General features: G+C 38.4%; 20 protein-coding genes and 1 tRNA gene. 12 read left to right on the forward strand and 9 right to left on the reverse strand.

The annotated features are described in order from the left end of the window. Positions 1-62: 62 nt before the first annotated feature. From KKC91_00635 to KKC91_00675, 9 genes are all read right to left on the reverse strand, one after another. Complete coding sequence (locus KKC91_00635) at positions 63-290, reverse strand: type II toxin-antitoxin system HicA family toxin (GenBank protein ID MBU0477065.1); 228 nt, start codon at positions 288-290, stop codon at positions 63-65. Beyond that, complete coding sequence (locus tag KKC91_00640; protein ID MBU0477066.1) at positions 287-499, reverse strand: type II toxin-antitoxin system HicB family antitoxin; 213 nt, start codon at positions 497-499, stop codon at positions 287-289. Before KKC91_00640 ends, KKC91_00635 begins: the two co-directional genes overlap by 4 nt. A gap of 236 nt (positions 500-735) precedes the next feature. Then, positions 736-6573: a LamG domain-containing protein gene (locus KKC91_00645; GenBank protein MBU0477067.1), complete on the reverse strand. Its 5838-nt coding sequence runs from the start codon at positions 6571-6573 to the stop codon at positions 736-738. Between the two features lie 110 nt (positions 6574-6683). Beyond that, the gene (locus KKC91_00650; protein ID MBU0477068.1) at positions 6684-7031 is read right to left on the reverse strand and encodes a four helix bundle protein; all 348 of its coding nucleotides are present in this window, start codon (positions 7029-7031) and stop codon (positions 6684-6686) included. Between the two features lie 58 nt (positions 7032-7089). Continuing rightward, positions 7090-8511, reverse strand: a complete 1422-nt coding sequence (locus KKC91_00655) for an undecaprenyl-phosphate glucose phosphotransferase (GenBank protein MBU0477069.1) — start codon at positions 8509-8511, stop codon at positions 7090-7092. 65 nt (positions 8512-8576) lie between these two features. After that, positions 8577-9749 carry a glycosyltransferase gene (locus tag KKC91_00660; GenBank protein ID MBU0477070.1) on the reverse strand — a complete coding sequence of 391 codons (1173 nt, stop codon included), beginning with the start codon at positions 9747-9749 and terminating at the stop codon, positions 8577-8579. Then, on the reverse strand, positions 9746-11023 hold the full coding sequence (locus tag KKC91_00665; GenBank protein ID MBU0477071.1) for a DUF1015 domain-containing protein: 1278 nt from the start codon (positions 11021-11023) through the stop codon (positions 9746-9748). The genes KKC91_00660 and KKC91_00665 overlap by 4 nt, the downstream gene beginning before the upstream one ends. A 12-nt stretch (positions 11024-11035) precedes the next feature. Continuing rightward, entirely contained in the window at positions 11036-12313 is a 1278-nt protein-coding gene (locus KKC91_00670; GenBank protein ID MBU0477072.1) for a DegT/DnrJ/EryC1/StrS family aminotransferase, read from the reverse strand. 15 nt (positions 12314-12328) lie between these two features. Further along, a complete protein-coding gene (locus KKC91_00675; GenBank protein MBU0477073.1) occupies positions 12329-13654 on the reverse strand; it encodes a neutral/alkaline non-lysosomal ceramidase N-terminal domain-containing protein in 1326 nt (441 codons plus the stop codon). Between the two features lie 278 nt (positions 13655-13932). Here KKC91_00675 and KKC91_00680 point away from each other — a divergent pair, with 278 nt between their 5' ends. From KKC91_00680 to KKC91_00735, 12 genes are all read left to right on the forward strand, one after another. Next, positions 13933-14754: a sulfide/dihydroorotate dehydrogenase-like FAD/NAD-binding protein gene (locus KKC91_00680; protein MBU0477074.1), complete on the forward strand. Its 822-nt coding sequence runs from the start codon at positions 13933-13935 to the stop codon at positions 14752-14754. Beyond that, positions 14730-16118 carry an NADPH-dependent glutamate synthase gene (gene gltA / locus KKC91_00685; protein ID MBU0477075.1) on the forward strand — a complete coding sequence of 463 codons (1389 nt, stop codon included), beginning with the start codon at positions 14730-14732 and terminating at the stop codon, positions 16116-16118. The genes KKC91_00680 and gltA overlap by 25 nt, the downstream gene beginning before the upstream one ends. A gap of 196 nt (positions 16119-16314) precedes the next feature. Then, a complete protein-coding gene (locus KKC91_00690) occupies positions 16315-16989 on the forward strand; it encodes an amino acid racemase (protein ID MBU0477076.1) in 675 nt (224 codons plus the stop codon). Then, positions 16989-18344 (forward strand): adenosylmethionine--8-amino-7-oxononanoate transaminase, encoded by a 1356-nt coding sequence (gene bioA / locus KKC91_00695; protein MBU0477077.1) that lies wholly within the window; start codon positions 16989-16991, stop codon positions 18342-18344. Before KKC91_00690 ends, bioA begins: the two co-directional genes overlap by 1 nt. A 152-nt stretch (positions 18345-18496) precedes the next feature. Then, entirely contained in the window at positions 18497-19012 is a 516-nt protein-coding gene (locus KKC91_00700) for a TlpA family protein disulfide reductase (GenBank protein ID MBU0477078.1), read from the forward strand. Positions 19013-19209: 197 nt separating this feature from the next. After that, complete coding sequence (locus KKC91_00705) at positions 19210-19668, forward strand: hypothetical protein (protein MBU0477079.1); 459 nt, start codon at positions 19210-19212, stop codon at positions 19666-19668. Between the two features lie 96 nt (positions 19669-19764). Then, positions 19765-20883 (forward strand): pyridoxal phosphate-dependent aminotransferase, encoded by a 1119-nt coding sequence (locus KKC91_00710; protein ID MBU0477080.1) that lies wholly within the window; start codon positions 19765-19767, stop codon positions 20881-20883. Then, positions 20876-21625, forward strand: a complete 750-nt coding sequence (locus KKC91_00715) for a glycosyltransferase family 2 protein (protein ID MBU0477081.1) — start codon at positions 20876-20878, stop codon at positions 21623-21625. Before KKC91_00710 ends, KKC91_00715 begins: the two co-directional genes overlap by 8 nt. A 5-nt stretch (positions 21626-21630) precedes the next feature. Continuing rightward, the gene (gene waaF / locus KKC91_00720; protein ID MBU0477082.1) at positions 21631-22653 is read left to right on the forward strand and encodes a lipopolysaccharide heptosyltransferase II; all 1023 of its coding nucleotides are present in this window, start codon (positions 21631-21633) and stop codon (positions 22651-22653) included. Beyond that, positions 22653-23390, forward strand: coding sequence for an adenosylcobinamide-GDP ribazoletransferase (gene cobS / locus KKC91_00725; GenBank protein ID MBU0477083.1), 738 nt, complete (start codon positions 22653-22655; stop codon positions 23388-23390). Before waaF ends, cobS begins: the two co-directional genes overlap by 1 nt. Beyond that, positions 23387-24316, forward strand: coding sequence for a bifunctional hydroxymethylpyrimidine kinase/phosphomethylpyrimidine kinase (locus tag KKC91_00730; protein ID MBU0477084.1), 930 nt, complete (start codon positions 23387-23389; stop codon positions 24314-24316). Before cobS ends, KKC91_00730 begins: the two co-directional genes overlap by 4 nt. A gap of 136 nt (positions 24317-24452) precedes the next feature. Continuing rightward, positions 24453-24523: transfer RNA gene (locus tag KKC91_00735), tRNA-Gly, on the forward strand. Position 24524 lies beyond the last annotated feature (1 nt).

A 24524-nucleotide genomic window follows, 5' to 3' on the forward strand; every position in this document is an offset into this window, starting at 1 on the left:
ATTAAAAAATTAAAAAATTAAGATTTGATTAAAAATTGAAAACTCAAAATTAAGAATTGTTTTTATTTGATTAGCTTGATGAATTCTTCTGCAGTCAGTCCAGCTTGTCTGATTATTGCTCTCAAGGTTCCCTTGGCAATTTCTTTATGATTGGGAACTGTCAATCTTCTGTATGGAAAAACATTTCTTCTAAGTATCATATGGCTGCCCGTTTGATGATCCAGCTCGTAACCAATCTTCGAAAAAGCCTTTGTAACATCCTTGCCTGATACCACAGGTAACCTGCTCATATAGCAACCTCAACTATCTCTTCTGTAATCCCAAGCGGAACAGGTTCTCCATGTTTTTTTAAACTCTCAAGATATCCTTTAATAGCATCCTTTATGTTTTCTTCGGCTTTTTCTCTTGAGCTGCCTTGAGAAATGCATCCAGGCAGACTTGGACATTCAGCCACAAAAACTCCGTCTTCATCCTGCTCTATATGGACTATATATTTCATAGAATTCACTCCTTTTCTTAATTTCATCTTAATTATAACATAAAACTTAATTTTTAATTACTAATTTTATAATCTCTAAGTGTCTGCTCGGCATATGTCTTGCCTCCGCAGCAAACACTCTCCTGTCTCCCTTACGACGCACTGGAGCTGGCAGGCTCAACATACACCTCGCATTCATAATTAAAGAATTAAGACTTGATTGAAAACTCAAAATTAAGAATTTAAAATTGTCTTTTCTATTCGCTTTCTTCTCTCCAGTACTTCACAGGATCGCTTGGAGGAGCAACGGCTGAAGGATGAGCAGGATCTTCGATTGTGAATGTAACTGAGGCAGGGGTTTGGTCTGTATCTGATGCGAGGCCAGTTACAGGGTCACCGCCACTATTTGCGGCTCGCACTCTAAAAGTATGATTGCCATATCCTAAAGAAGAAATCGTTACTGTGCCTGTAGTATTGTTCGTCCATGCACTTCCATCAATACTGTAAGCAAACGTGTATGACGGTGTTCCTCCCTCTCCTTTAAATTTAAATGTTGCGCTATATGTACTTGTAGGGCTTGTTATAATCCCCGACGGCCCTGAATATATGATTGTGTTGGGGACAGGAGTAAGGCACTGGAAATAATACACTGCGCTGTCTGCTTCGCTGCATTCGTTAAGCGCTTCATCCTTTGCCATGACAAAACACCTGTACCAATTTTGAGTAGCGGTAGTACTTAAATCTGTAAATATTGCTGAGCCCTCATCTGATGTTGGGGACCACGGCTGATAAGAGGTCCATGATCTGTAACTGGGGGCAACACTAGCGGGGTCAGCTTTGGTGGGTCCCTGCTGCAGCATTGTCTTGAATGCAGAGAGCAGCGGGCTGTCATTAGCAGAATTATCATCAAACTCAAAGCTTGCGGATGTTGAGTAATTCGCTTCCCTTGGACCCGCTGTGATTCTTGGGTCTGGCGCTAATAAGTCAACATTAATGTAATATCCTTTACCTGTAGTAGAACAGCCCGAAGTTTGAGTTGCGTAATAGGTGGCTGCTCTGTGCGAATAACCCCAGTTGCCAGCTTTGTCTTTTTGCGCAAGCTGAATTAGAACATTCTCTCCTTTAGTAGCATAGTCGCTTGCGCCTGGATCAAGACTGGCAACTGAATAGCGATAATTGTCTGCGCCTGTACCACTATTATCTGCGGTTTTTGCCTCAGCAGGAGCATCTTTTATAACTATGTATCTATCTGTCCATATATTCGTATCAGCAAATGCCCATTCTGCTATATCAGCGCTTATGTTTGTTTCTGAAGCTGACGCATTCCACGTGTTTCCACCGTCTAATGAATACCTATACCTTATGCTTGAGTCAGTTTCATCCAGATCTGAACAGTCAGTTGTTCTGCCTGATGCTTGATTCTGGTCAACAACCTTTACCCTTATGCCTGAATCATGCGTAACGCTGTCAATATTAAACCAGACATATTCGGAATTCGTATTATAAGAGGTATATGCCGTAGCGTTTTCAGGATAACTTATAACACTCTTTACACCCACATTTGTCCATAACGTATTTGTCCCACTGTTTGCGCAGGTAAGATAATCGTATCCTGATAACGATGCTGTTCCGTCCACTCCCCCTGTAGTATTTGCAGAACCGGGCGGTGTAATATCTCTCATCATATATATTATTGCCGTGTCGCGCCTGTCATTATCATCATTGGGCTGGAAATTTGTTGGATCCGGTTCTGTGCCATCGGAGGATACAGCCCTTGACTGCAGGATATATCCTCCCTCTGTTGCAAAATCCGTTGCAAGATTTGTGGTTGAATATGTGAGTTCCCATGTTATAGTGTCTCCGCTTACCGCTCCGTAACCGCTTTCATACTGCCTCCAGTCGCTCCAATCATAATCATCTATATCCTCAGGCCACTCGTCTGGATAGTTGACAGCGGTTGTCTTTCTTATACCGAGTCTGAGGTCTACTCTCGAAGCTGTTGTCGGAGTAGCTACATTGACTGTTATAGCGCCATTAGGAACGCCTATATTATCGCCCTGGTTATCATAATTCTCTAGGTTGTAGCACCAAACTGTGTCTGCGCCGTCTATATCCGTATAATTAAACTCAGCTGGTGTTATGCTAGTATCTCTTGGAGTAAGAGTTGAATATGTATACCTGTCCTGAATAATCCTGCTCCATATACTGTCATCGCTTGTTGTGTCCTCATATGTCAGTCTGACCCAGTAGAGATACGGAGTGGTGTCTCTACACACATTATCCGTAAGTGTCGCTTCGTAGCGGCAGTAGCGGTCTATTGGAAAAACCTTGAAGTCGTCAAAGCGAGCCTCCGCGTTATCAATTGTAGTACTTGCTATTAACCCTGCGTAGCCCTTGTAAGTATAAACCAAAGATGTAGAAGAAGGATATGTAATATAAATTTTATCCCCCATATACACTCTGATTCTACTTCCGTCATACTGAGCTTTGAGCGTGTACCATGTGTCTGCATTTAAGGTGTAGGTATAAGTTTTAAGAGGGGCTGCAGTAGTAACGCCGTTTGTATCCATAGCGTATAATCCGATCTGCTCTGCAGCCTCATCCAGCAGAGCTGCATAGCCGTTATTGCTTCCGGTACGGTTATAGTTCAAAATAATTCCTGCTTGACTGCCAGCTTTTAACTTTACCTTTGCCTCTACCTGATAATTATACCAGTTTGTATTATTCGCCTGTATTATTCCCGTATCGCCTGATGTTAAGCCTGTTATCTTCAATGCCCCGGTATCTGAGATAGTATTATCTATAAGCCATGTCCCTGTTCCATAGTCCTGCCAATAGCCTCCCATTCCCACATCTCCATCATTAAAATTATCCTTATAAAGGACAATCTCGTCCTCATCCGCATTCTTGTAATACGGCGACCATCGCGACCAGCCACGCGCATCCATGGCAATTTGAGTAGATGAGCGGGCATAGTTGTAGATTGCAACTTCGTCTATAAGGCCTTTCCATGCATACGTCTGACCTGCTGAAGCATCGAAATGGCCAATACATGCTACACGTGTTCCTGCTGTAAATCCTAATGCCCGATCATTCTTTTCTGCCCCATCAACATATATTCTATGAGTGGTTCCATCATTCGTTACAACTATAAAATGCCAGTCTGTATCTACGGTAACTCCGCTATCCAACCATGCACCAGTTGTTCCATTATGGGTATAACTTTGCCATTTGTCAGAATATATTACAATATTCAAACCAGTACCAGCCGCTGAGCCTCTGTGAATGGTTACGATTCTTGCATCTGGATTAGCTGCAGCATATGAAGCATCTGCTTTGACCCAAGCAGCTAATGTAATGCCAGAGTCAGAAGCCAGCACATTAGAAGCTGGCAACTGGATATAATCGTCTGTTCCGTCAAACTCTACGCATTTCCCGAACATCCCCCATTGATACCAAGCAGGTTCTCCTGTGCCTTTAAAGTCTCCATCATTTCCATATACTGACGAATCATAGGCAACTACTGATGTAGAACTGTTCTCCAGATTATCAAAATGCCACAGGCCTATCGGGCTGTCAGCGCCGGTTCCGTCAAGAATGCTTGATGTTGTCTGCGTCCTGAGCCGCGTCTGCGTTCCCCGCGCGTCCTGCCAGATCTCCTCAGCTGTTTTTGCGCGGCTGTAGATGGCGACTTCGTCAATTGCGCCGTCAAAAAATGAGCTATGACCTACACTGCAACCTATTCGGCATTTACCAGTAGTAGCACCAATAATTATATCTTGAGACTCCTTGAATTCACCATTAATATATAAATAATCTTTATCTGTTTCTCCACCTACATGAACAACAGCAACATGATACCATTGATTTACAGACGGAAATTTATATGTAGAATTTATTATTGGAGCACTATATGCTGAGTGAAATATTCCAGAATTTCTTACTCCAATGGCGGATTGTTCTCCAACCGCATTATTACCTATCGCAACAATGTAACGATAAGCAGTACCTGTTATTGATGCTGGATAAATCCAAGCCTCAAAAGTATGGTCTCCATCTCCTACATTAAAAACACTATTAGTCCCGCAATCAACATAATCATTCGTTCCATCAAAACTCAACGCGCTCTGAAACACTGCTGAATCCTCCGACGCATCTCCCCACACACAGCCGTGAACAATGCCTGTATTGCTGTTTGTGGATTCATCATATACCGTAGAATCATCAGCGCTTGTCCCGCCTGTTAAATTTTCTCCTTCATCAAAGTGCCATAGACCTACCAATCCTGTTGCCTCATCCTTTCTCAGGCGAGAATCTCCTCTTTCATATGGATTAGTTAAAGTGCTAGGGTCATTCCATTCTATTGTTTTCCACACAACAGGCGAATCCGCGTCAAATGTGGAGGAAAGCAGCACACCTCTGGGAGCATTATCTCCCAGACTCTGTATTATTGATGTATCTGCATGTGCGGCTATTTCATCCGCGCTCAGAGCGTGATCATAAATTTTGACTTCGTCAATGGCGCCGTCGAAATATCTATATTCTTGATTATCTTTGCCTATAACGGTATTGCCATTACTATCACCAACATCGACACTGCTTGTTCCTGATGCAGTAAAAATTCCATTAATATATCCATCAACATCCGTTCCGTCTCTTGTTACAGCTATATGAACCCATTCACTCGCTGGAATATTACCAGAATTTATCTCCGTAACATTATCTAATCTTACATATAATGCCCCGTTATGCGCAGAAATCCATAAATCCTGAGAAAAGGCACTTTGCCCGTTGTGGAAAATGCTTTGATAAGAATTGAGTTCATTTTGATAAACCCACGCCTCCACAGTAAAATCGCCAGTGCCAAAATCTAAACTACTCCCACTCTCGCAATCAACATAATTATCTATACCATTAAAGTCCAAAGCTTTTCCAAATACTCCATCAACCCATGTATAAGTAGGAGGCACAGAATATAAAGAGAAGTCATCAACTACCATGCTATGGGTGGGTTTGCCACTATTTAGCAGCATTATAACCCTGGCATATTTGGTTCCTGACCACCACTGAGTAACAGGGGAAATTCCAGAAACAAGCTCTCCTGTGATTGTTCCGCTATACTCTGTCCATACACCGGTATCGACATCAGCGTTAGAGGCAGCATTATATATATATGTACTGCCTGCTTTATGTTCTCTAACTTTAGTTCCTGCTGAATAGGATTGTCCACAAGTCGTATTGAACTCAACCTCCCAATAGATGCCCATATCTTCGACTCTGGTAATATTGTAATTGCTCACATTTCTATTCGGTAAATCGTTATAACTTCCGGAATCATCAACATCAAAAGCCACACAAGCATAGATGTAAACCCCCCAATTGGTTCCATCTACAATCTTAATTATCGTAGAGTCCGTACCACAAGCTTCATATAACGTGGTCTCCGTTCCGGCAGCATACGGTAAAACATGCTGCGGTCCGATCTGAACTTTATTTTCATCATAAGGAATATAGCCGAGATACAATTTGCCTACGCTTCCATCTCCGCCATACGCTTTAGCCCAGCCTGAAAGATAATATGTTTTATTTGTTGTATCTATTTCAATATAATCAATACCTAAGGCAGAGCCGGTAAGGTCGTGATAAAAAGCATAAGTACCCGAATGTGTAGTATCAGCAGTAACTCCATCAAAGCCACTCCAATGGTCAGTTGTGCCTTCTTCAGCTCCTCTATTTTCAAGTAGCTCTCCAGTACCATAAAGTGCTCCATCATTATCATATGAACTCAAATCATAAATATTGGTATCTCCATCTATGTTAAAACCCCAGAAAGCAACAAGCCCTGTATCTGTCATGGAAACAGCGCCTGCGGGATTATCGCCTACAACATTAACCCCTGTATCATATCGGGTTGTCTCACACCAGAAAAACTGCGAATCCCCGCCTGACCAGTCTGTCTGGGTCCACGAGAAACACACAGTGGGGAAAGAGAGTATTAAGATAGACAACAGACCGATTAGACCACAGACCATGGACCATAGACCACGGTCTGTTACTGTTGTCTGTCGTCTGCCGTCTGTTTTTTTATTTCTCATTATTTATTCCCCAACACATAAACAAGCAATTTTCATGCCAAAACGCTAGACATAAATTCTTAATTTTCAATTACTAATTTCCAATCAATTACTAATTTCAGAATTTCTAATTATTTCTTATTCATGGTTGAGATAATCTTTGAAAATATTAATGTTAACTCTTGGGCCTCTTTCCATAATTTTCTTGTATCTTCTTTAACCTCATCGCAAGCTTTTGTCAGCATTCTTAGCCAATACTTTGTCTCTTGAATTTCTTTTTTGCAGATATGGATTTTATTTTTAAAATCTTTCTTTGAACTTGCACCTGTTGCCTCGCAGTAATTTGCTCCCGGACTTGTGCCTGCCCTTATCAATTGAGAGATAATAGGCAAGGTTACTGTATTTTGGGGCACTTTCTTGGCAAGGACAATAATATCTTCACCAAACTTTGCTGTTCTCTCTTCTAAATCGTAATTCATAATTAAAGCATTAAAAAATTGATTAAAAATTTAAAATTAGAAATTGAAAATTGTCCCATCAGTATGCATGTTTATGAAAGCAGAACTCCAGAATTGTTCTTACAAGGATTTTCAGGTCAAAGGCTATAGACCAGTTCTCAATATAATACAGGTCGTATTTGGTTCTTTCTGCAATTGATGTATTGCCCCTCAGCCCGTTTACCTGCGCCCATCCTGTTATGCCCGGTTTTATCCTGTGCCTTGACATATACCCCAGTATATCATTCTTAAACTGCTCTACAAAGAATAGTCTCTCCGGTCTCGGGCCAATAAGACTCATATTTCCCCTGATTATATTTAAAAGCTGTGGAAGTTCATCAAAGCTCATCTTTCGCATGAACGAGCCAACTTTAGTCCGTCTCGGATCTTTTTCCTGCGCCCATACGGGGCCAGAATGTTCTTCTGCATCCATGCGCATTGACCGAAATTTATACATAGTAAAAATCTTATTGTCCTGACCGACTCTCTCTTGCTTGTACAAGACAGGACCCCTTGAATTCAGCTTTATAGCTATTAAAAGAGCTAATAATAAGGGGGAAAGTATGATCAGCAGTACAGCGGACAATATCAGGTCAAATGCTCTTTTCAGGAAAAGATTGAAACCCTGAAGAGGGGACTCCTTAAGCCCTATTACAGGTATGCCGTCTATGTCAGCCACATTTACTTTGCTTGTTACAATTTCATACAGACCCGGTACAATGGTGAAATCTACGTTTAGCTCAGTGCATTTTAATATGATGTCTAAAGTGTCTTTGTTTGACACATTAGGTGATGCAAAGATGATTTTATCAATTTTTTTTTCTCTCGCTATTTCAGGGATTTCGGAGATTCTTCCTAGAATTTCTGGTCCCAGATTTTCTGGATTATTTTTGCTTTCTGAAGAAGCAATTTCCTTATCTGAAATATACCCGATTATTTTGTAGCCCAGCGCAATATGTTTCTGGATTTTAGACGCTATTGCTTTTGCGGTTTCGTCTGTGCCGACAATAATTACATTTCTAATGCCAAAGCCTCTCTTTATAGCTGTTACTTGTATTTTCCTAATCACAACGCCCATAAGCGTAATACACAGGAAATTAAGTCCGGAAGAATACGCAAATGTTAATCTGGAATAAGAGAACTGGCGGTACAGGAAGGTTATAGCCATTAAAACCAGAGTGGCAAACAAGACTGCTTTAAAGATGAGGTACACTTTATCAATCGGTGAAATGAAAGAATTCCTCTGTTTATACAATCCGTGATATGAAAGAGATATCAGCCAGATAGGGATTACAATTATCAGCAGTTTTAGATAAGGATGGAAAGCAGGAATGTATTCTGCAGGAACCTTGTGTATGTAAAAGCGGATATAATAAGCTAATAAGAAGGATACTGCAGTCATTAGGGTATCTGAAATCACAGAGAGTATTATAAATGGAGACTGTTTTGGATTTTTAACCATCCTTCGAAATCCGAAATCCGAATATCGAAATCCTAAACAAATCCGAAATCCGAATTTTCAAAATCCTAAACATTGTTTTGATCATTTGTGTTTTGGTTATTTGATATTGTTTCGTATTTCGTGCTTCGTGCTTCGAATTTATTCATAATCGCATCCTTAATTTCCTTCTTGAATCTTTGCTTGTTAAAAGGAAGAGCGTTTTGGCGTATTTTATCTTTGTCAAATCTCATTTTTCCAAATATTCGTACAGCTTCAATCAAAGAATGCGGATTTTGTTCTTTAAATAGAACTCCATTTAGACCATGTTTAATTGTTTCCAGAACGCCGCCTTCGGCGTAAGCAATTACTCCTTTGCCGCATGACTGGGCCTCAATAGGAGTTATGCCGAAATCTTCCTTGCCCGGGAATATAAAACCTTTGCACATAGCATAGTATTCGTGCAGTATATTGTCAGGCTGCCAGCCTAAAAACGTTATGTTAGGCTTTGCTAAGGCTTTCAGCCTTTTTTCTTCCGGGCCGCTGCCGATTATTACAAGGGGCAGTTTTAACTCGTTGAACGCTTTAATGGCTATATCAATTCTTTTGTAATAGGTTAGAGCTGAGATCATAAGATAAAAGTTTTTACCCCGAGACATTGTCTGAGACATTGTCTCAGGCATCGGTGTATAGAAATCAGTGTCCACAGGCGGATATATAACGCTTGATTCTCTTCTGTAATAATGCTTAATTCTTGTTGCAACATGTTTTGAAATAGCGATAAAATCATCTACTCTGCGGGATGACGCTTCATCCCATACTCTTATGCGGTTCATAAAAAAAGGCACGGTAAACTTGGAAACAGGACCGAGCCGCTCGTGGGAGAAATACTCGTGATACATATCCCATGCATATCTCATTGGCGTGTAGCAATAGCATATATGATAGGTTTCAGGAGGTGTTAGGGCGCCTTTAGCAACACAATGGCTGCTGCTCAGGACAATGTCATATCCACGCATATCAAATGACTCTACAGCAATAGGAAAAAGAGGCAGGTAATTTCTGTATTTTGTTTTTGAGAAAGGCATGTTCTGAATAAAGGATGTTTTGATATTCATTCTGTTTATAGTATCTGTTATTTTTTCAGGTATATGAACAAGTGTAAAGATTCGAGCGTCAGGAAACAGCTCGCAGAATATCTCCAGACACTTTTCTCCACCTCGCATACCTGTGAGCCAATCATGGACTATTGCTATTTTCATAATTGATTAATTACCAGTCCAGTAAGCAATTTAGGATAGAAATATGTGGATTTTTGAGGCATAACTTCACCTTTAAGCGATATATCCTTAATCTGGCTGAGCTTTGTCGGATTTAAGAACAATAAAAGCTCATAGGAACCATTATCTATTTGTCTGATGCCTTCTTCTTTGTCAGATACGTATTTTATGTTCTTTTGGCTCTTTACTTCCTCTTCTGTAATTCCGAGTATGTTTTCAATAATTACCTTATGCAGGATTGCAACATCGAGTTCTTTCCATGCATCAGGTATATTTTCTTGAACAAAGGGTTGAAACCCCTTGTTCAAACTTAATGCGTAAAATTCTCCTTTTCCCATGTATAGGCCAAATACATGTTTATCTTTGTTTTTCTCCATATATTTGAACAGATCTTTTTTATTAGTCTGGATTACATCAAAATAGGTAGATAAATTTTGTTTGAATGCCTCCTTACGGAACGCAGGTAAATCTTTTATAAGCCTGTGTGTTGGGAGAACAACAAGACCTGAGTCATTCATTTCACATAGGTACGTCATGATAAAGTTATAAGGTTCATTACCTGTATGCGCACTATTAGTTTCAGCTAATTTTTTCTTATAATTAAGAGCTGTTTCATACCTGTGATGCCCGTCAGCAATAAAAACCTTTTTATTTTTTAGGACGCTGGTAATTGCAGCAATATCATTTTTGTCCCGAACTGCCCATAGTTTATGTTTTTCTCCTTTTATATCTGTAATATCTATAATAGGTGAGTCGGAAGTGTATTTTTTGAGTATTTGAGATATAGTATGATTTGTATCTTGATATAATCCGAATATTTGAGAGAGGTTCGCTTTACATGCGTTCATTAAGCGCAGTCTGTCTTCTTTAGGCGCGCTCAATGTTTTCTCATGCGGCAGAATAGTTCCATGTTTGAATTCTTCCAATTTCAGCAAACATATAAAACCTGTTCTTATTATATCTTCTCCATCAATACTAAAAATCTGCTGGTATATGTATATTGAGAGACATTCGTCTCTTTTTATAATATCAGAGCTTAACCACTGATTGAGCAGATTACGCGCGGAGTTGTATTTATCATTTTCTCCGTCAGACTCAGGCAATATAAGTCTGATGATATTATAGGGGCTGGAATTAAGATAGTCTCTTTTTTCCTGTTCAGGGATCACATCATACGGCGGCGAAACGACATTTTCTAGGTTCTGTATTTTTTCTTTATTGTACCTAATGCCTCTAAAAGGTTTAATAATAGCCATATTTATCTCCCATTAACGCATATATGCTTCTGCGACTTTTTTGAATGCATCTATCATGTATTGAATATGTTTTTCTTCATACACTGGATGAACAGGAAAGGTGCATGTTCTCTGCTCAAGCCACGAAGCATTTTTGCATATAAAGCCTGAATAGTCTACTGCTTCAGCTCGTGTATACTCCTTTGACTCAAATGGGAATTTAGCTGTGCCAAAGCCCATATGATCAGTAAATGCTTTTTCCCTGTAGGATTGCCACCACTGAACAGGCATAACAGGAACGCCCTCTTTTGCTATAGAATCTACAAAGGTCTGAATATCGCATGTCAAATTATCCATATTCAGTGTAATTGGAAAGAGCCAGAATGCATTTAATCTGTCAGATTTATGAGGCGGTAAATACTTAATCGCATTATGATTGGATAATGCTTTTATTATCATCTCTCCGTTTCGTCTTCTATTTTTTAAATGATAGCTGTCAAGTCTTGCCAGCTCTTTTAGTCCTATAGCTGACTGCATTTCTGTCATTCTATAATTAAAGCCGACCATCTCGTGAATATATGGGAGCCTCTTGCCCTCTGCTTGGGCTTTGAGTCTTGCCGGGATGTTATATCCATGGTCTCTGAATGACTTACATTTCCATGACAGGTCTTCATCATTTGTAATTGTGCATCCACCTTCACCACCTGTAGTGAAGTGTTTAGTTTGGCAGAAACTAAACGCTCCGGCATTGCCTATGGTGCCGACTTTTTTACCTTTGTAAACTCCTCCGAAGCATTGTGCACAGTCTTCAATTACAAAGAGGTTATTCTTTTTTGCAATCTCCATAATTGGATCCATATCGCAGACAATACCGTAGAGATGCACAACAAGAATGGCTTTAGTTTTTTTGTTTATTTTTTCTTCAATGCTCAAAGGGTCAATTGTATGATTTTCCTTTTTAACATCAGCAAAGATTGGTATAGCCCCTGCCTGAAGAATACAAAAAGAAGATGCTATAAAGGAATATGAAGGGCATATTACCTCGTCTCCGGGTCCTATTCCTAGGCATGAAACTGCTGTATGCAGCGCAGCAGTTCCGTTCATTACGGATATACCGAATTTTGCTCCGTTCCACTGGGCAAACTTATTCTCAAATTCCATTCCCAGAGGACCTGTCCAGTAATTAGTTTTTCCATTTTTTAAGGGACCCATTGCGGCCTGAATTGTTTCCTCTTCAAAATGTGGCCATTTTGGGAATGATTCTTTGCAAACTGGTTCTCCTCCGTTTATTGCAAGTTGTTCTTTACTCATATGTTCTTCTCCTCACTATTCACTTTTATATAGTTTATTAAGTAATTCTACTGCTTTATCTCTTAATATATAACCTGCTTCGGGCTTGAAAGCTGCCCCGCTTGATTCATATCCTCCCTGTTCAAAAGATTCCTTTCTAGCGATATATCCAAGGTAATCTCCAGCGAGTTCTATAATGAAAGTTTTTGAGAAAGGAGATTTTTCTTTTATCTCAAGCCCGAATTCTACAAAATATTCACATGGTACAGTTACGAATGCTGTATCTCCTATTCTGATGGCAGTAATTTCTGTGGTGTATTCACCTTTGCCAAGCTCTTGAGCTCTGAGCAATCCCCGGCTCGCAAGAAATTCTTCCATATGTCCAGGCCAATCTGAACCTGCGTAATTTTTTTTACTTGATACTATTTCTCTCGCTTTCCGGATAGAATTCTCATCATAATCTTTTAAAGGAAGTTTTAGCGAAATTCTTTCTCCTGAAACGGTAACATCCTCTCTGAATTTCTCCATTCTTGCAACAGTTTTAATTACCTCAGAACCTAGAACTCTTCCTGTGCGTAATGCATGTTCAAAATATTCGTATTTTTTATTTGGGTCTCCTTTTACATTATGATGATTGATATTGCCCATAGCTCCTGAAGTATAAGCAAATCCTATATCTCCCATTTCTCTCGCAACAACATTGTTTATGACTCCCGGGAAATCTGCCGATACCTCATATCCATCAACAGTATCTGTGTGCAGAGCAAAATTAACTATAAGCCCATCAATTTTATTATAGCCTTCTCCAAAAGCCAAAACTCCCACTTCAGGGTCAATTGGTCCGGCAGGCTTAACAATATCAGGATTTCCTATTCCGGGATTTGTTATGACTTTTCCATTTTTCATTATAAATCTGCGGTTAAAGGAAACACCATGCTCTTCTCCACTCAAGCATGCTACTTTTGTTTCTTTAGTTGAACAATCTGCCTGTATTGCTGCAGAAGCTATTTTTGATGGTAACGCTGTAAGCCATTTTTCATCCAGTCCATGTGTAATTCCAGGGTCATTTTTATATATTAATGAAGGACCTGTATGTGTGTGTGTCGCGCAGATAATGATATTCTCATCAGGGATTCCAGTTTCTTTTTCTATGAGGTTTCTGGCAGATTTAACTTCCTCCTTCTCCATTCCAACTAAATCACATGAAACTATGCAAATTTTGTTTTTGCCGTCATCAAATACTGCGGCTTTAGCAAATAATGGATCATGGATTTTTTTAGCTATTCTTACATCAAAATGCCCTTGAAGATAGCATCCAATATCTGGAGTGATGTCTATCTTTGAAAATCCTGCTTTTAACATTTCCCCTTTTTCTCCTTTCCTTTTTTGAAGAATCTAATAAGCATTATATCTGATATTTTATTTGTATCATAGAAAATTTTTGCGCTTGTAATTTGATAAATGCTAAAGTATATTAAATTCAAAGCACGAAGCACGAAATACGAAGCACGAAACAAATATAAATGACTAAAATGCCAATGTTCAAAACAATGTTTAGGATTTTGAGAATTAGAGTTTTGAATTTGTTTCGGATTTCGATATTCGGATTTCGGATTTTTTAAGCAAGAGGGCGATTCAATATGTTTGAAATATTAGATGCAAAACAGTTATCTAAAGAAATAAAGAGCATGGTAGTCTCAGCGCCGGAAATAGCCAAAAAAGCAAAGCCGGGACAATTTATAGTGCTTAGAATAGACGAAACAGGCGAGAGAATACCTCTTACAATAAATGATTTTGATTCAAAAACAGGCAGTATTACCATAATATTTCAGGAGGTTGGAAAAACAACAAAAAAATTGGGAATGTTAGAAAAAGGGGATTACTTAATTGATGTTGCAGGGCCTCTTGGGCATCCCGGAAGAGTAGAGAAGATTGGGACAGTTGTATGTATTGGAGGAGGAGTCGGCGTAGCGGTTATATATCCTGAAGCCAGGGCATTAAAAAAAATAGGGAACGAAGTTCTCTCAATAATTGGAGCAAGAGCTAAAGATATGGTTATTCTTGAAGACCAAATGCGGAAGATCAGTGATAAATTGTTTATTACAACAGATGATGGTTCATATGGAAGAAAAGGAGTTGTTACAGATCCGTTAAAAGAGATATTGACAGAAAGCAAGATAGATCTGGTCATAGCTATTGGGCCTATAATTATGATGAAGTTTGTATGTCTTATGACAAAGCAGTTCAACATTCCGACAATTGTTAATCTTAACCCTATAATGGTGGATGCAACAGGTATGTGCGGTTCATGCAGAGTGACTGTAGGGGATGAGGTAAAGTTTGCGTGTGTTGACGGACCTGAATTTGACGGGCATCTTGTTGATTTTGACGAGCTGACAAACAGAAATGCCAGATTTTTGGACGAAGAGAAGGAGCCATGCAGGTGCAAAAAAGACTCTTAATGCCTGAACAGCTGCCGCAGGAGAGAATAAAAAACTTTAATGAAGTTGCTCTTGGATATAATGAGGATCAGGCAGTTGCAGAAGCAAAAAGATGCCTGCAATGTAAAAAAGCTCCGTGTATGGCAGGATGTCCTGTAGAAATAGATATTCCGGGATTTATAGAACTTGTTGCAGAACGCAAATTTTCTGAGGCGCTAGATAGAATAAGAGAGAAGAATAATCTTCCTGCTATTTGCGGTCGTGTTTGTCCTCAGGAGACACAATGCGAAGTAGTGTGTACTTTGAAGAAAAAAAATGAGCCTGTTGCAATTGGGAGGTTAGAAAGATTTGTTGCAGACTGGGGGGAAAAAAATAGACCGCAGACCATGGACCATAGACCACAGACTATAGATGATAGACCACGAGCAGCAGTTATAGGGGCAGGGCCAGCCGGGTTAGCGTGCGCCGGAGACCTTGCAAAAGCTGGTTGGAAGGTAACTATCTTTGAATCCCTGCATGCGCCTGGAGGGGTGTTAAGATACGGCATTCCTGAATTCAGGATGCCGAGAGATGTTCTTGATTATGAAATAGAATATGTTAAAAATTTGGGAGTAGAGATCAAGACAAATATTATAGTTGGAAGGACTATTACAATTGAGGAATTATTTGACGTAGGCTATAAAGCTGTGTTTATTGGCACAGGTGCAGGATTTCCGTATTTTCTTGGAATACCGGGTGAAAACTATAATGGTGTTTATTCTGCCAATGAATTTCTTACAAGAGCAAATCTTATGAAGGCTTATAGATTCCCTGAATATGACACTCCAATCAAGATAGGAGAGAAGGTTGCTGTAGTTGGAGCAGGGAATGTGGCCATGGATTCAGCAAGAGTTGCGAGACGTCTTGGGGCAAAAAAGGTTTGCATAATTTATCGCCGTTCGCGTTCTGAAATGCCTGCAAGAGCTGAGGAAATTCATCATGCAGAGGAAGAAGGAATAGAACTTGATCTGCTTACATTGCCTATTGAGATAATAGGGGACGGGAAAGGTTGGGTTAAGCAGGTAAAGTGCCTCAAAATGAAACTTGGAGAACCTGATGATACAGGAAGAAGAAGACCTCTTCCCATAGATGGATCAGAGTATTTAGTAGATATAGATACAGTAGTTATTGCAATTGGGCAGGGGCCAAATCCTCTGCTTTTATCTATGACTCCCGGGTTGAAATTAACTAGAAAGGGGAATATAGTTGCTGATAATATTACAGGAGAAACCTCTCTTGAGGGAGTATATGCTGGAGGAGACATTGTAACAGGTGCAGCCACAGTAATTGAGGCTATGGGAGCAGGCAAGAGAGTTGCTAGAGCTATAGATGAGAAATATAGATAACAGTGTAAATTCGAAGCACGAAGCACGAAATACTAAACAATATCAAATAACCAAAATCTAAAATTCGAAACAGTTTGGAATTTCGAAAATTTGAATTTAGAGTTTGTTTCGAGTTTCGGATTTAGAATTTCGGATTTTTATGTAACGGAGTTCAGTGAATATTTACAAAGAAAAAATAATCGGTATTCTGGGCGGAATGGGCCCTGCAGCAACATCTGACGTTTTTCGCCGAATATTACAACTCACTCCCGTTGAAGAGGATCAGGAACATATTCATATAATTATTGATAATAATCCCAAGATTCCAGACAGATCTCAGGCAATATTCGGAAAGGGCGAGAGCCCTGTTTCTGCGTTAATAGAGTCTGGGAAAATGCTTGAGCGGGCAAAAGCAGATTTTATTATAATTCCTTGCAACACAGCGCATTTCTTCTATGATGAACTTAAGGGTCATCTTAAAATTCCGATAATTCATATGATAAAAGAAGTGGCAAAAAAGATTCACAAAGAATTCCCAGCTGTTAGGAAAGCAGGGTTACTATCTACTGTAGGTACAATAAAAGCAGGGTTGTATCAGAAAGAGTTAAAGGTTTTTGGTATAGAGGTAATCAAACCTGATGAGAGAGTACAGGACATGGTTACTGAAGCAATATTCGGCAGAGAAGGAATAAAATGCGGATGTTTGGAAGGAAAGAGCAAGAAGCTAATTTATAATGCAATTGATAATCTTATAAACAATGGTGCAGAACTTATAATAGGTGGATGTACTGAGATCCCGCTTGTGGTAGATTTTAAAACAGTCGTTCTGCCATTTATTAATTCCAATCAGGTATTAGCAGAAGTAGCTGTAAGCATAGCTAAAGGTGATTGATGCATAAGGATATAAAAAAGAAGCTTAAGCAGATTGATCTGGCCCATATCTGGCATCCCTTTACTCAGATGCAGGAGTATGGAAAAGAGGAACCAGTTATAATAGAGAAAGCGTATGATTCTTTTCTTATTGATATTGACGGCAAAAAGTATCTTGATGGTGTTTCATCTCTTTGGTGTAACATTCATGGTCACAGAAAAAAAGAGATAGACAGAGCAATAATAAAACAAATTAAGAAGGTGTCTCATACAACGCTTCTTGGATTGTCCAATACGCAGACAATATGTCTGGCTAAGAAACTTGTTGAGATTACGCCTCCGAATCTTAAAAGGGTATTTTTCTCTGATAATGGTTCTACAGGAATAGAAATAGCCTTAAAAATAGGTTTTCAATACTGGCAGCAGAAGGGAGAATCTCAAAAAAACAAGTTTGTCTCCTTTATTGGAGGATATCATGGAGATACTTTAGGCGCAGTTAGTGTTGGCGGCATGGATCTCTTTCATAGGAAATATAAACCGCTTTTGTTTAGTAGCTTTAAAGTACCATATCCATATTGTTATAGATGCTCAAAAACATTTCGGCTATGTAATATGGCTTGTTTAAGGAGATTAGAAAATATACTGGAGCAAAAACACGAAAAAATTATTGGTGTAATTATAGAGCCGTTAGTGCAGTGCGCAGGTGGAATTGTAGTAGCTCCAAAGGGTTTTCTGAGGGCAGTAAGCAAATTATGTAAAAAGCACGGTATTCTCTTGATAGCAGACGAAGTAGCTACAGGTTTTGGCAGAACAGGAAAGATGTTTGCTTGTGAGCATGAAAAAGTGAGACCCGACATTATGGTCGTGTCTAAGGGGATAACAGGCGGATATCTTCCTCTAGCAGCCACATTAACTACAGAAGAAATCTATAATCAGTTTTTGGGGCAGTACGATGAGCATAGAACTTTCTATCACGGACATAGTTATACTGGAAACTCTCTTGCCTGCGCAGCTGCATTGGCAAATATAAGAATTTTTGAAGAAGACAGAGTTCTTGAATCTCTGGAAGAAAAGATAGAATTTTTAAAGGTGGGGCTTAAAGGATTTAATAAACTGGCTCATGTAGGAGATATTAGAGAAAGTGGGATGATAATAGGAATTGAGTTGGTTGAGAACAAAGATAGCAGGAAACGATATCCTCTAGGAGCGCGAATAGGGCATAAAGTGATTCTAGAGGCTAGAAAAAGGGGATTGATTATTCGCCCTCTGGAAGATGTCATTGTCTTAATACCTCCATTGAGTATTAGAATTAAAGAACTTAGTCAGATTCTAAAGATAACCTATGATTCTATTCAGGCAGTTACAGAGACATTATAAAGAATGTTAAATTCGAAGCACGAAATACGAAACAATATCAAATGACAGGAATCCAAATGTCCAAAACAATGTTTTGAATTTTGAAAATTTGAATTTAGAATTTGTTTCGAGTTTCGGATTTAGGATTTCGGGTTTTTCTTTAAAGGAGTTCAGTGAATATTTATCACAGGACTATAATTGGGTTGGCGGTGTGTGTATGTTTTCTTATTACATCATGTGCCAGAAGTAAGCCACGGGTAACACTTGACAGACATCCTCAAGCCCCGGATTTTACGCTAACGAGTCTTGATGGGGACAAAGTATCTCTTTCTTCATTCATTGGCAAAGTTGTTATTCTGGAGTTTTGGTATAGTTGGGATCCTCTTTCAAAAAAACAGGCAGAATACTTGCAGTATATAAAAAATGTTTATGATAAACGAGGTGTTGTAATTCTGGCAGTTGTAATGGATGAAGAGAGTTTATATTCTGCAAAGTTGTTCACGAAAAAATTTGGCATAACATATAAAGTTCTTATAGGGGAGAAGTATGTATATGAGCTATATGGAGGTGTTAGAAGTTTTCCGACTATATTTATGATTGATAGGCAGGGCAGAATATATGGAAAGGGATTTGGCTTGCAAAAGCTAGATGTGTTGGAACCTGCTGTTTTGAAGTTGTTGGAGGAGTGAAGCTCAATATTGTGTACGCATTTGCATTTTATTGCTATTTTTGTTCATAAAAGTATGATACTATAAAGTTGTTATGGATAAAAAGTATTTTGAGGTTTTACCTTTAGGAAAAAATGATGACGATACATATTGGAAAACAAAATCTTATATAGAAAGACTTCAATGTATTGAAACGATGAGAAAGCATATGTTTAATTATGATAACCTTTCCGAAAGACTTCAAAGAATTTATACAATTGCTCCACTCAAAAAAGATTGAGTATCTTGTCATTGGTGGTTATGCAGTAGGTCTTTATGGTCATCCTCGCGCAACTGGTGATATGGATATATGGGTGGCAATTCACGAAAATAATGCTTTAAAATTGGTGGAAGCATTGCATGAATTTGGATTTACTTCTCAAGAAATAAAAAAAGATTTCTTCTTGAAAAAAGCACAGATAATTCGAATGGGGGTTCCTCCACTTAGACTTGAAATTGTTACTTCCATTGATGGTGTTCTTTTTGAAGAATGCTATAAAAATAAAAACACAGTATTAATAGAGAATGCCGAAGTTGATTTCATTTCCTATGAAGACTTAATAAAAAACAAAAAAGCGAGTAAGCGACATAAAGATTTAGACGATATTGATTATTTAGAAAAAATTAATGAGACATAATAAACTGATTTACTGAATGCTATTCCAATTTCGTTCCTATCAATGCTTGCCTAAGTCGCTGATTTTGGATTTTTAACATAGAAGGAGTGAAGCTTAATGAACAGTGCAATTGCTGAGAGGATGTCTTTAATAGATTCTTCTGGAATAAGGAAGGTTTTTGCTTTGGCTTCTAAATTAAAAAATCCGATAAATCTGAGTATAGGCCAGCCGCATTTTGATGTGCCGGAAGAGATCAAAAAAGCTGCCATACAAGCAATTCAAAATGGATTGAATAAGTATACACTCACTCAGGGTATACCTGAATTGAGGGAAAAGATTAAGGCTCAGCAAAAAGAGAAAAGGAATATAAGTCTTGAGGAGATAATGATTAGTTCTGGTACATCAGGACTGCTTCTACTGGCTTTTATGTGTCTCATTAATCCTGGTGATGAAGTTATTATATTCGACCCTTATTTTGTAATGTATAAACATTTGGTCAGAATAGTTGGAGGTGTCCCCGTGTTTATTGATACATACCCATCATTTAATATTCCTGTTGATAAGATTGAAGGGGTTATATCTAAAAAAACCAAAATTATTGTAATAAACAGTCCATGCAACCCAACAGGAGCCGTATATAGCAAAGATCAGTTAAAAAATCTTGCGGATATAGCTGCGAAACACAATATTCTTATAATTTCAGATGAAATTTATAATGAGTTTGTTTACGGGGAAGATTCTATTTCAATTGCAGAAATCTATGAAAACACATTGGTGCTGAATGGATTTTCAAAGACCTATGCTATGACAGGATGGAGACTTGGCTGGGCTGGGGGTCCGAAATGGCTGATTGATGAGATGATTAAATTGCAGCAGTATACTTTTGTTTGTGCCCCTTCAATTGTTCAATATAGTGGGCTTAAAGCCATGGATTATAATACAGCTCACTTAATAGATTCATATAAAGAGAAAAGAGATTTGATGTATAATGGCTTAAAGGATTATTTTGAGATATTAAAACCGGAAGGCGCATTTTATATGTTTGTAAAGATTCCAAATGGGGTGACTGATGAAAAATTTATTAACGAAGCTGTGAAGAACAATTTATTAGTCATACCAGGAAGTGTGTTTTCAGAAAGAAATACCCATTTTCGCATCTGTTATGCTGCAGAGAATAAAGTGCTCTATAAAGGTATAGAGATTCTTCAAAACTTATCAAGGAAGCAATATGTCTAATTTATCCGCAATAATTTTAACCCATAATTCATCCGACACATTAGAGAAATGTCTTGAAAGCATTAAATGGATAACCGACATAGTTATAGTAGATTCCGGAAGCACAGACAGAACAATTGAAATAGCTAAAACGTATACTGACAGAGTATATTATAACAAGTACGTAAACTATGGAAGACAACTGAATTGGGCACTGAAGAAGATAGCGAATGACTGGATATTGGTGGTTGACTCTGACGAAGCAGTAACAACTGAGTTATCCAGGAATATAGAAAAGCTTATAAAAAGCAGGCCTGCTCTGAATGGCTATTACATAACTCGCAAGAATTATTTTTTAGGAAAACCAGTTAACTATTGTGGATGGTATCCTGATTATGTCTTGCGACTATTTCAGTGTGAGAAAGCAGTATACAAAGATAGAGAATTAGGTTCAAGCGTTGAGTTGAAGGGGAAAAAAGGCTATTTGTGCGGAGATCTGATTCATCAGCCATATCGTAATCTGGAACATTATTTCCAGAAGTTTAATAAATATACTGATTTGGCTGCTAAAGAGATATTAAAGAGGAAACATAGGATAGGAATATTTCATTTAGTTCTATGGCCTTTTGGTAAGTTCTTCAAAATGTATATTCTTAAAATGGGTTTTTTGGACGGAGCGGTGGGAATAGTAGTGTGCACATTAGGCGCTTTTTATACGTTCTCTAAATATGCAAAGGCGTGGGAAAGAAAGTGCCAGAGATAAATACCATGCAAGTTAAAAAAATTGTTATCAGAGGTGTTAACTGGATAGGTGATGCTATTATGACTACGCCGGCAATCACACAACTGGCAGAGAATTTCCCAGATACAAAAATTACCATTGTTGTAAAAGAATGGGTTAAAGATGTATTTATTGGCAATCCATTTATTGACGATATTATTGTTTGCAATCCAAAGAACCTGATCGGATACATTAGATTGATTAAGAAGTTAAGAAAGGAAAAATTTGATATAGGAATAGTGTTCCCTAATTCTTTTAGTTCAGCACTATTTTTATTTCTACTTGGCGCAAAATATAGAGCGGGATATAAGACGGATTGTAGAAGCATGCTTTTAAACATAAAGACTCCACGCACACCAGATTTGGAGTTTGAAAAGCTCAGGATAGATTATTTTTTAAATATAGCTAATTTAATAGGCAAAAAGCAAGCAGATAGAGGACTAGTTCTAAATGTTTCAAAAGAGTCGGAAATCTTTGTGGAAAATTTTCTTAAGGAAAATAAGATAGATGAAACAGATACAATAATAGGATTTAATCCTGGAGCTGCGTATGGGAAAGCAAAGTGCTGGCCTGCTAAAAAATACGCAGAATTAGGTCTCAGATTGATTAGTGCTTATAACGTAAAATTAGTTTTGTTTGGCGGTTTCCATGATCAAAATGTTGTAAATGTACTGGCGAAAGGATTGAGAAACAAATGCGCTATAGCAGCTGGAAAAACAACTCTTCAGGATAGCATAGGTCTTGTTAATAAATGCAGATTATTTATAACAGGAGATACAGGGCCTCTGTATATTGCATCTGCGTTAAGAGTTCCAACAATGGCAATCTTTGGTCCGACGAATCCGGATACAGTTGCAGTTCCATCTGAAAAATTACAGATAATATATAAGAGAGTTAGCTGCTCACCGTGCTTTCTTCGAGAATGTCCAAATGACCACAGATGTATGGAAGAGGTGAGTGTGGAAGAAGTGTTTGCTGAGATTTCAAGAATGATGGAGAAGTTTGCATAATGAAAAGTCTATTCTTTGCAGTAAATTTTTTAACTATCCTTCCATTTGAGAAATTCTCAAGAAGTATTAAAGAAGAGAAAATAAAGGACTCCGTCCTGTTTTTCCCTGTTGTTGGCATACTTCTTGGATTAATGCTTTCAATCATCTACTTAATTCTTGGGAATATGTTCTCTCCACTCGTGTTGAGTGCGTTTATTGTAACATTCCTTGCAATACTAACAGGAGGACTGCATCTGGACGGATTTATAGATTCTGTAGACGGCTTATTTGGCGGCAAGAATAAAGATGATATTCTGAGGATAATGAAGGATCACAATGTAGGCGCGTTCGGCGTTATTGGAGTAGTATGCTTATTAATGCTAAAATTTGTGCTTATAGGTTCTCTTTCTAAAGATATATTTGCGAAAACAATATTCATAATGCCTGTTCTTTCCAGGAGTAGCATGAGTTTTATTTTATTATTAACTCCAAGTTCAAAGAATAATGGGTTAGGAAGCATTTTTGCAGGAGAAAGGAAGGCGGTGTATTGGTTAATTCCTGTACTTATTCCCTACATTCTTGCAATCTTGCTGTTCGGAGTAAAAGGGAATTTTCTTATTTTTTCTATTTTATTGTTTGCACTTATTGTACGAGGATATTTTTTAAGGAAGATAGGCGGTATTACAGGAGATACTCTTGGCATGTTGAATGAATTAGTGGAGGTGTTTGTTCTGTTTTGTGTGCAGGGATTTGTATGAGCATATTAGTAGTAGGTTCTGTGGCTTTGGATTCCGTCAGGACTCCGTTTAAGGAGGCGAAGGATGTTCTAGGCGGCTCGGCATCTTATTTTGCGTATGCAGCAAGCTATTTTGGAGAAGTCAGTTTAGTAGCAGCGGTAGGAGGGGACTTTCCGCAGAAGTATGTGAATCTGTTTGCAAAAAAGGGGATAGATGTTACTGGATTGAAAAAAAATGATGGAAAAACATTCAGATGGTCTGGAGTTTATAGGGAGGATATTAATCAAAGGGAAACATTATCTGTGAATCTGGGCGTTTTAGAAGACTTCTGTCCTGAACTTTCAGATAGACACAAGAAATCAGAATATATTTTTCTCGCAAATATTGATCCTGAACTTCAGCTCCATATCTTAAATCAGATTGAAAATCCGAAACTAGTTGTCTGCGATACAATGGATATTTGGATAGAGAATAAAAAAAGCGAACTTCTGGAGGTATTTAAGCGGGCAGATGTAGTTCTGCTGAACGATAGTGAGGCAAGACAGCTGGCTAAAGAATCTAATTTTGTGAAAGCAGCTGATAAAATATTAAAGTTAGGTGCAAGATATGTGGTGATAAAAAAGGGGAAACATGGAGTGATGCTCTTTACGGAAGATGCATGTTTTTCTTTGCCAGCATATCCAGTGAGGGATGTACTTGATCCTACAGGCGCAGGAGACAGTTTTGGAGGCGGATTCTTAGGCTATGTTTCTAAAAAGAATGATACAAGTTGCAATGCCATTCGTAACGCCCTGGTTTATGGAACAATAATGGCCTCTTTCACTGTGGAGGATTTTAGCCTTAACAGGTTAATAACTCTTAAAGAACATGAAATAGAAAAGCGTATCAAGGAGTTCAGGAAGATACTAGAGACAGAGAATTTGACACAGTCTTTTGGCTGTGTATAATAAAAGCATTAAATTCGAAGCACGAAGCACGAAATACGAAACAATATCAAATGACCAAAATAGTGTTTTGAGTTTTGAAAATTAGAATTTAGAATTTGTTTTGGATTTAGATATTCGGATTTTGGAATTTAAGGCCGCGGGTGTAGTTCAGTGGTAGAACTTTAGCCTTCCAAGCTAATAGCGTGGGTCCGATTCCCATCACCCGCTC

It is taken from the genome of bacterium, assembly GCA_018812485.1.
Taxonomy (GTDB): Bacteria; JAHJDO01; JAHJDO01; order JAHJDO01; family JAHJDO01; genus JAHJDO01.

Coding starts and splice junctions, on each gene's coding strand:
- KKC91_00635 (MBU0477065.1), bottom strand. CDS start 290: ATGAGCAGGTTACCTGTGGTATCAGGCAAGGATGTTACAAAGGCTTTT.
- KKC91_00640 (MBU0477066.1), bottom strand. CDS start 499: ATGAAATATATAGTCCATATAGAGCAGGATGAAGACGGAGTTTTTGTG.
- KKC91_00645 (MBU0477067.1), bottom strand. CDS start 6,573: ATGAGAAATAAAAAAACAGACGGCAGACGACAGACAACAGTAACAGAC.
- KKC91_00650 (MBU0477068.1), bottom strand. CDS start 7,031: ATGAATTACGATTTAGAAGAGAGAACAGCAAAGTTTGGTGAAGATATT.
- KKC91_00655 (MBU0477069.1), bottom strand. CDS start 8,511: ATGGTTAAAAATCCAAAACAGTCTCCATTTATAATACTCTCTGTGATT.
- KKC91_00660 (MBU0477070.1), bottom strand. CDS start 9,749: ATGAAAATAGCAATAGTCCATGATTGGCTCACAGGTATGCGAGGTGGA.
- KKC91_00665 (MBU0477071.1), bottom strand. CDS start 11,023: ATGGCTATTATTAAACCTTTTAGAGGCATTAGGTACAATAAAGAAAAA.
- KKC91_00670 (MBU0477072.1), bottom strand. CDS start 12,313: ATGAGTAAAGAACAACTTGCAATAAACGGAGGAGAACCAGTTTGCAAA.
- KKC91_00675 (MBU0477073.1), bottom strand. CDS start 13,654: ATGTTAAAAGCAGGATTTTCAAAGATAGACATCACTCCAGATATTGGA.
- KKC91_00680 (MBU0477074.1), top strand. CDS start 13,933: ATGTTTGAAATATTAGATGCAAAACAGTTATCTAAAGAAATAAAGAGC.
- gltA (MBU0477075.1), top strand. CDS start 14,730: ATGCAGGTGCAAAAAAGACTCTTAATGCCTGAACAGCTGCCGCAGGAG.
- KKC91_00690 (MBU0477076.1), top strand. CDS start 16,315: ATGGGCCCTGCAGCAACATCTGACGTTTTTCGCCGAATATTACAACTC.
- bioA (MBU0477077.1), top strand. CDS start 16,989: ATGCATAAGGATATAAAAAAGAAGCTTAAGCAGATTGATCTGGCCCAT.
- KKC91_00705 (MBU0477079.1), top strand. CDS start 19,210: ATGATAACCTTTCCGAAAGACTTCAAAGAATTTATACAATTGCTCCAC.
- KKC91_00710 (MBU0477080.1), top strand. CDS start 19,765: ATGAACAGTGCAATTGCTGAGAGGATGTCTTTAATAGATTCTTCTGGA.
- KKC91_00715 (MBU0477081.1), top strand. CDS start 20,876: ATGTCTAATTTATCCGCAATAATTTTAACCCATAATTCATCCGACACA.
- waaF (MBU0477082.1), top strand. CDS start 21,631: ATGCAAGTTAAAAAAATTGTTATCAGAGGTGTTAACTGGATAGGTGAT.
- cobS (MBU0477083.1), top strand. CDS start 22,653: ATGAAAAGTCTATTCTTTGCAGTAAATTTTTTAACTATCCTTCCATTT.
- KKC91_00730 (MBU0477084.1), top strand. CDS start 23,387: ATGAGCATATTAGTAGTAGGTTCTGTGGCTTTGGATTCCGTCAGGACT.